Annotated in this window: 6 protein-coding genes; all 6 read right to left on the reverse strand. The window is 53.7% G+C overall.

Going from position 1 to position 7,179, the window contains the following annotated elements:
* Window positions 1–7: 7 nt before the first annotated feature.
* Window positions 8–2,365, reverse strand: a complete 2,358-nt coding sequence (locus B3F49_RS10525) for a glycoside hydrolase family 3 N-terminal domain-containing protein (protein WP_293910902.1) — start codon at window positions 2,363–2,365, stop codon at window positions 8–10.
* Between the two features lie 33 nt (window positions 2,366–2,398).
* On the reverse strand, window positions 2,399–3,244 hold the full coding sequence (locus B3F49_RS10530; RefSeq protein ID WP_293893348.1) for a carbohydrate ABC transporter permease: 846 nt from the start codon (window positions 3,242–3,244) through the stop codon (window positions 2,399–2,401).
* On the reverse strand, window positions 3,241–4,203 hold the full coding sequence (locus tag B3F49_RS10535; RefSeq protein ID WP_293893351.1) for a carbohydrate ABC transporter permease: 963 nt from the start codon (window positions 4,201–4,203) through the stop codon (window positions 3,241–3,243). The genes B3F49_RS10530 and B3F49_RS10535 overlap by 4 nt, the downstream gene beginning before the upstream one ends.
* 133 nt (window positions 4,204–4,336) lie before the next feature.
* Window positions 4,337–5,689, reverse strand: coding sequence for an ABC transporter substrate-binding protein (locus B3F49_RS10540; RefSeq protein ID WP_293893354.1), 1,353 nt, complete (start codon window positions 5,687–5,689; stop codon window positions 4,337–4,339).
* 184 nt (window positions 5,690–5,873) lie between these two features.
* The gene (locus B3F49_RS10545; protein WP_293893357.1) at window positions 5,874–6,530 is read right to left on the reverse strand and encodes a response regulator transcription factor; all 657 of its coding nucleotides are present in this window, start codon (window positions 6,528–6,530) and stop codon (window positions 5,874–5,876) included.
* Window positions 6,527–7,179 (reverse strand): sensor histidine kinase (locus B3F49_RS10550; protein ID WP_293910904.1); only part of this gene is annotated, 653 nt, incomplete at its 5' end. The genes B3F49_RS10550 and B3F49_RS10545, both read right to left, overlap by 4 nt.

A 7,179-nucleotide genomic window follows, 5' to 3' on the forward strand; every position in this document is an offset into this window, starting at 1 on the left:
AGGAGAATCAAGACACCGAAACGATGGAAACAGAGGAGAGACAGCGCCACGATTTGGGAAGTATTTTATTCTCACCAAGGATTGATAGTTCACTGGCAAAGACGATATCATCGCTGCTTTTTCCGACAAGCAGGTCGAAGCTTCCGGTCTCAAGCACCCGCTCCATGCGTTCCCCGATGAACGAGAAGAGGTCTGCAGGAAGGGTGAACAGCACCTTTTTCTTCTCTCCCGGCTGCAGGCTCACACGGGCGAACGCCTTCAGTTCCTTCACCGGCCGGACTATCGAGGCTACCTTGTCGTGCATGTAGAGCTCAATTACCTCATCACCGCCGACAGGGCCGGTGTTCTCCACGTGCAGGCTTACCTTGAATTCACCGCTCGTGGAAATCTGGCTTTGCTCAACCTGGAAGTCAGACCATGCAAAGCGGCTGTAGGAGAGCCCATGACCGAAGGGGAACAGGCAGCCGAACTGCTTCTGGGTCGGCAGTCCGCCTGCTTTCTTGTGATGGTTGTACGCATACGGCATGGCCCCTACCGATTTGGGGAAGGAAAGTGGAGTACGGCCGCCGGGGTTGTTCAATCCGGCAAGGGTCCGGGCGATCGCCTCACCCCCGCCTTCTCCAGGAAGCCAGGCGGCTAGAATCGCACTGGCATCACGTACCGCCTTATGCATGGTGTAGGGTCGGCCGCTGACAAGAACAACGACAACCGGCTTGCCGGTTTCCAGAACTTGGTTCATCAACTGCTCCTGCACCCCGGGCAAAGTGAAGCTTGATGCATCGGAGCCTTCACCAACGGTCCCCTGCCCGAACAGGCCCGCCAGGTCACCGACAACCAGGACGGTTGCATCGGCCTTGCTGCTGGCCTCGCAAGCCAGCTTGATCCTGCTCAGATCGCTGCTCAGCTCATGAGCATTCCCACCTTCCTCTTTTTGCACGTCCCCGGGGAAGAAGATTGCGCGTTCGACATTGCTTTCATAGAGCATGCAGCCGGGCTCAAACAACACGTTGTCCGGTCCCATCACCTCTTCCAAGGCTGAGCGTATGGTCTTTGCCAACACCGGAACGGTCTCCTTCGGACCATGGGAGCCTTGCAAGTGCACCGGCGCGGCATACCCTCCGAACATCGCATAGGGGTGGTCGGCCAGAGCGCCGATGAGGGCGATTTTCATCCCCCTCTTCAACGGCAGGGTGCCATCGTTTTTCAGCAGCACCAGCGATTTTTCCGCCACCTCCCTGGCAAGTATATGATTCTTTTCAGAACCAATTTCGATTGAGTCCTCCTGGATGTAGGGTTTTTCGAACAGGCCTTGACGAAATTTCTCTTCCAGGACCTTGAGCACCGACCGGTCCAGAGCCGCATCGGTCACCAACCCGCGATAGAGGGCTTCAATGAGTCCTTCCTTGAAAACGGTGAAGCCCGGCAGTTCGATATCCATGCCGGCATTAAAAGCCAAGGCAGCGGCCTCGGCCATGTCATTGGCGACATGGTGGTCGTTGACCAACTGTACAATTGCCTCATAGTCGGCGACTATCAGGCCGTCGAAACCCCACTGCTTTATGAGCAGGTCCGTTATCAGGCTGTGATTGCTGGTACAGGGAATGCCGTCGATATCATGATAGGCAGGCATTACAGACCCCGGCCGGGCGTTGCGGACAACCATTTCGAACGGAAGGGCGAAGGTGTTGCAAAGTTCCCGCATCCCGCAATGCACCGGAGCATGGTTGCGCGCCCCCTCGCTGAACGAGTGGCCGACGAAGTGCTTCAGTGTTGCCAAAGGCGTGCGATTCGGTCCCTGCAGGCCGTTCACGTACTTGATGCCCATGACGCCGCATAGATAGGGATCCTCGCCGAACGTCTCCTCCAGGCGTCCCCAGCGTGCATCGCGGGCGACATCCAGTACAGGAGCAAGCCCTTGATGGATTCCCAGGCTCCTCAGCTCATCGCCGATGGTAGAGGCGGCACGCCCGATCAAATCAGGGTCCCAGGTTGCACCATAGTTCAGTGCCGAGGGGAAGACGGTGGCCCCCTTGACCATCGCCCCGGTCAGACACTCCTCATGCAGCATGGCTGGAATTTTCAAGCGGGTCTGCGTCACCAAGTAGTGTTGGAGTGTATTGATGGCTTTTGCCTGTTTGCGCGGATCGTTGGCCATGGTACCGAACGGTCTGGTGAGCTGGCCGACGCCCTTGCCCAACACCTCTTGACATACATCACCGGCCCGTTGATCCTTCTGTCCATACTCTCGAACGGAGAAACTTCCGTCCTCGCGTATTTCCAGCCAGGCGGATACAAGTTGGGCCACCTTCTCTTCGATGGTCATGCTGTGCAAGAGCTGCTGCGCCCGTTCCCTATTCTGCTGCATACATCCGAACTCCTTGTAACAATATAGAGGTTCCTACTCCTTCAGCGCCCCGAGTGCAACGCCGGCAATAATGTACTTGCTGAGCAGGAAGTAGACGACAAACAGCGGCAATACCGTAAGAGCCAAGCCCAAGTAGACCGAACCGTATTCAGTTTTGTAGATATCACCACGCAGCAGGCTTACCATGATCGGCATGGTATACTTTTCCCTTCTGGTCAAAATGATCATCGGAATGAACAGGTTATTCCAGTTTGTCACAAACGTAAAGATTGCTTGTGTGGCCATTGCAGGCTTCATGATCGGCAAAATTATGCGGTTGAAGGTATAAAACTCGCCCGCCCCGTCTATTCTGGCTGAATTCACGATATCCAACGACAGCGTTGCCATGAGATACTGACGCATGAAAAAGACCATCGCAGGGGCAGCAATGGAGGGAAGAATCAGGGGCCAAAGGCTGTTGACCCACCCGATTTTATACATCATCTGGTAGAAACCAATGCCGGTAACCTGGGCCGGGATCATCATGATCGCCAGGATGAAGGAGAAGAACGGCTGGCGAAGTTTCCAGGTATACGCCACCAATGCGTAGGCGGTAAGCGAGGAGAAGTAGACTGCACAAAGCGTTGCTCCGCTGCTTACCAGCATCGAGTTCATGAAGCCGACTGCCGCATTGAAGCTCTTGCCATTGAGAATTTTCCAGTTGCTGAACAGGAAAGTGGAAGGAAACAAAGCAACAGAGTTCTGTTGGATTTGGTACGTACTCCTGGTTGCATTCACAAACATGAGCCAGAACGGGAAGATGCTTAAAATCGAGAGAAAAATACACACGACATAAATGATTGTCTTGGTTATGTTGGTTGAGGTTTTCAAGCTTTTCATACCGATGCCTCCCGCTTCAATACACGCACGCGTGCCCGTTCCTGTTTTCTGAGTTTCTGTTCGCCCCTGTCGCGCATGAGATAGAACATCGCAATGGAGAGGACGACGATGATCAAGAACATCAGCATGCTTGCCGCAGCAGCACGATTGTAGAGATAGCTGCCGCTGAAGGCCTGATTGTGGATGAAGACGCTTGCAGTAAGGGTGGCATTATCCGGTCCTCCCCATAGATAGAGCTTGGGGATATCGTACATCTGAAGACCGCCGACCATACTGGTGATCAGGACATAGAGCAGAATGGTTTTCAATCGCGGAAGAGTGATTTTGAAGAAAATCTGGGTCGGGGTGGCGCCATCCACCTCGGCAGCCTCAAACAGGGTTGGACTGATGCCCAGCACGCCTGCAATGAGCACGATCATGGAGTTGCCATACCACATCCAGAACTGGATGAAGGCGACAACGCCTTTTGAAGTCCATTCCTGCATATGGAAATTGGCAGGAGCATCGAGGATTCCCAAGGTCATGAGCAAGTCGTTCACCGGTCCTTTGGGATAGCCGAAGAGGGAGTTGAACAAGATGGCTATGGTAGCCGCAGTAATGATGTTGGGCATGTAAATCAACACTTTGAAGATGCCTTGGCCCTTGACCTTGAAGCGGCGGTTGGTGAACCAGGCAGTGAGCAGCAGAGCCAGCAGGATTTGGGGAATGAAGTTCATGATCCAAATCACCGCAGTATTCACCACGGATTTCTTGAACGTATCATTGGCAAGGATCAATTTGAAGTTCTCAAAGGGATCGTCAAGAAAGGTGAATGTAGTGCGTCCCAGGCCCCTGAGGTCGGTGAATCCGATGATTACGGTGTAAATGGTCGGGTAAAGCGAGAAAATGAGATAGGCAAGCACAAATGGGATGGAAAAGTAGTACCCGTACTTTGCATAGTTGATGCCTTTCTTGCGCATGGCGTTGTTCCTCCAGTAAGTGTCAGGGTGCATCGAAGCCTGCAGGAAAAGAGAATTTCCATCCTAGCGATGCTGTTTTGCAGAAGAATCCAGGTGCAGGCCGGACAGCCCGCACCTGGAAGTCAACACTCCCTTAATAGGCGCTGATCGCGAGGTTGTCAGCAACCTGCTTCTTGAAATCGGCCAGGGCAGCTGCTCGACTCTTGTTGCCTGCGCTGTAGGAACGAACCTGGTCACGCCAGTACATGTTGATGGTCTCATCATACTGAGTCTTGTTCTTTCCGGTAGCAAAAGCGCCTGCGGGTACGAATACGTCAAACATATTCTGTCCACCCAGGAATGCCAAGGTGCCGTCGCTCTTCTTCATGACCGTGCCGGAGGCGACAGTGTCCTTGGTTCCGCCGGGACCATTGAGGGTTCCGTTGGCCCAGTAATACTGCAGACCGGTGTCGGAGCTGTCGAGCGTGATCCACTCGATGATTTTGCCCACTGCATCCTTGACGGGGCTGTTGTTGTTTGCAATAACCCATGTGCCGCCCCAGAAGAAGCCTACCGGAGGTTCGCACACGGCCCAGTCGCCATAGGTGCCTTCACCGGGCTTGGTTCCGCCGCTGTTGCCGGCCATGACGTAGTTGATGAGCCATGCAGGACCGAAGAAACCGAACACCTTCTTGGCACCGGCGTCTTTCATGTCGGCAAACCAAGCATCGGTCCAGTCACGGGTATCGTTGTGATAGCCCTTGTCGACCATGGTCTTTGCAATGTCAAGGAAATCCTCGCGTGTCTTGTCGACATAGAGCTTGCCGTCGACAATCCATCCCTTCGGGGAGGAGCCTTCGATGGCGTGCCAGATGTCTCCATCACCGCTGATGATGGCGTAATTTTTCTTTCTCAGGTCTTCAGCAGCTTGGAAGAACTTCTCCCAACCCGGACCGACCTTGGTCTTGATTACTGCTGGATCGTCGGTTCCCCATACGTCTTTTGCAATGGAGCGGCGATAAATGAATGCACCACCGGTAGCCTGATAGCCCAGACCAACGAGCTCGCCCTTGCTGTTGCTTCCGATTTCTACGGTATAGGGAGCGATATCGGCTTCCTTGAGCTTCTTGTCTACATCGATGCCCAAAGACTTGTAGGGAGCTGCAAAATGAGCTGCATCACCCTGGGTGTACTTCAAGACGAATGCCGACTCTGCACAGTAGATGTCGGGAGCGTCTTTCCCACCGGATGCCAATGCCTGGTCGAGTGCCGGCTGGTAGGCACCGTCGGTGGTGGCGATGATGGTGGTGTTGATTTCATAATCGAAATCAGGATTGAGCTCTTTGTACTTTTCGAGCATCTTGGGCACTTCATCGGTGAAGCTCCAAAGATTGATGACCTTTCTCTCAGGAGCCTTGGCGGCTTCAGACTGGCCGGCTGCGAACAGCGAGAGACTCATGCAGACGATCAGCAGCATACTGACGATAATGCGCATGTTCCGTTTCATACAGATTCCTCCTTACATTGCATATGTCCAAGACATATGGACGATTTCCATGCAGGCCGCCCTGCTTTCGTACAACGCTTGTACTGAACAGAGGCTCCTACAACCATCATGCTAAAAGAGGCGGTGCGAGAATGACACTGGGTGTTTGTCTTGACTTTGACTAGGACATTTGTCCTATGTTTCTTCACCGTTCATTGCTTGTGACCCACTGAATTGCAAACCTGCGCAGCGAGCCTGCATCGTCGATCGACAACTTGCGGCGGATGTTGTCCCGGTAGACGTTGATCGTCTTGACCGAGAGGTTGAGGTTGTGTGCAATCTCCGATACCCCGAAGCCCTGCCCAAGCAGCTGCAGCACCTCCATCTCCCGGATGCTCAACAACTTTACCAGATCGATTTCTTTCTTTGAGTCCTGAAGAAGCATGGTATCGAGCATGCGTTCCCGCATGTCCTTGGACAGGTAGATTTTTCCTTTGAGCACCATCTCGATGGCATCGAGCAGCGAGGACGCTGCCTCCTGCTTCATCACATACCCCTTCGCCCCCGCCTTCAGGGCGCTGGAGGCATAGATGATCTCGTCATACATCGATACGACGATGCAGGAAATCTCAGGGCGGGTCGCTTTCAAGGTCTTGACCAACTCAAGGCCGTTCTCCTGCTGCAGGGAGATATCCACCAATGCCACATCCACCTCGATGGACTCAAGCAACGAAAGAGCCTGAGAGATTGTGGTGGCCTCGGCGGTCACGGTATAGCGGCGTACATTTTCTATGACACTGGCAAGACCCTGCCTGAACAAGGGGTGGTCGTCGACCAAGAGGAATCGTACAGGATGGTTCATGCATGGTTCTCCTTCAGTAGTACGCTTACTGTCGTACCCTCTTCGCTGCTCTCGATGGACAGCCGGGCATCAGCCATGGCTGCACGGTTGCGCATGATTCTCAGCCCGAGTCCGCGCTTTTGCAGTTTCTTGGGCAGTCCGGTCCCGTCATCGCTTACAGTAAGGCAAAGCAAGGTTTCTCCGGTTTCGCTGACGGTTTTACCGGATGAAATCTCTATATGGCGTGCATGAGAATGCTTGATTACATTCGTGAGAGCTTCCTGCACGATGCGAAAGAGGTTGAGCTCCCGATCGGCACCCTCGATATGGAAAGCAGGATCTACATTCACATCAATCTCCACCTCGGCATATCGAAGGCTGTCGGCTACCAAGACCTCCAGACGCTTCTGGAAACTCGAAGGCTCCAAGTCGAGCGGCATCAAGCCGCGACTGATGGTCTTGATTTTGCTTATTGCCTCACTCAGGTGTTTGCTGATTGTCTCAAAATCTTCCTTGGGATCACCTTCCTTGTTCGAAAGCCGCTGCTTGGCGGACGACGCCAACAAGGAGATGCCCAGCAGGTATTGGCACAGGTCGTCATGCAGGTCCTGGCCGATTCGTTCCATGGTCTTATTTGAGATTTCCATGACCTCCTGCTCAAGCTCGGTTC

It is taken from the genome of Sphaerochaeta sp. UBA5836 (genome assembly GCF_002432845.1).
Lineage (GTDB): Bacteria > Spirochaetota > Spirochaetia > Sphaerochaetales > Sphaerochaetaceae > Sphaerochaeta.

What these genes read in the sequence shown, in the direction of transcription:
- B3F49_RS10525 (WP_293910902.1), bottom strand. Translation starts at nt 2,365, where the DNA reads ATGCAGCAGAATAGGGAACGGGCGCAGCAGCTCTTGCACAGCATGACC.
- B3F49_RS10540 (WP_293893354.1), bottom strand. Translation starts at nt 5,689, where the DNA reads ATGAAACGGAACATGCGCATTATCGTCAGTATGCTGCTGATCGTCTGC.
- B3F49_RS10545 (WP_293893357.1), bottom strand. Translation starts at nt 6,530, where the DNA reads ATGAACCATCCTGTACGATTCCTCTTGGTCGACGACCACCCCTTGTTC.
- B3F49_RS10530 (WP_293893348.1), bottom strand. Translation starts at nt 3,244, where the DNA reads ATGAAAAGCTTGAAAACCTCAACCAACATAACCAAGACAATCATTTAT.
- B3F49_RS10535 (WP_293893351.1), bottom strand. Translation starts at nt 4,203, where the DNA reads ATGCGCAAGAAAGGCATCAACTATGCAAAGTACGGGTACTACTTTTCC.